Source organism: Candidatus Symbiopectobacterium sp. NZEC135, assembly GCF_025962695.1.
Genome location: NZ_JAGFPF010001554.1, coordinates 1 through 511, shown reverse-complemented (window position 1 = coordinate 511; position 511 = coordinate 1). Strand labels below are relative to the sequence as shown.

General features: G+C 61.1%; 1 pseudogene. It reads right to left on the bottom strand.

From position 1 onward, the window contains the following. Window positions 1-511: pseudogene (locus J5224_RS35335) on the bottom strand (ribonuclease R); the annotation flags it as partial.

Below are 511 nucleotides of genomic sequence, written 5' to 3'. Positions count from 1 at the left end.
ATCTGTTCTTCGACCTGTTTCGACCAGGTGTGCGGGATATCGTGGGTGCGCAGCGCGATATCCACCGCCATGCCGGTGCCCATTTTATCGCCCAGGATCTCGACAATCTTCCCGATGGCTTTGGTGCGACGCGTTGGGCGCTGGGTTAACTCCACCACCACCATGTAGCCCATGCGAGCGCCGTTGATGTTCTCTTGCGGGATAAGGATGTCGAAGCTCAGGCGGCTGTCATCCGGCACCACAAACCCCATACCGGCATCGAGGAAGTAGCGACCGACAATCTGCCCGGTACGCGGTTCCAGTACCCGCACGATACGGCCTTCGCGCCGCCCTTTGCGATCGGCACCCAGCGGTTGCGCCAGCACCACGTCGCCATGCATGGTGCGTTTCATCTCTTCAGCCGACAGGTACAGGTCGTCCTTGCGCCCTTCTACGCGCAGGAAACCAAAGCCGTCGCGGTGGCCAAGGACCGTGCCGCGCAGCAAATCCAGTTTTTCCGGCAGCGCATAGC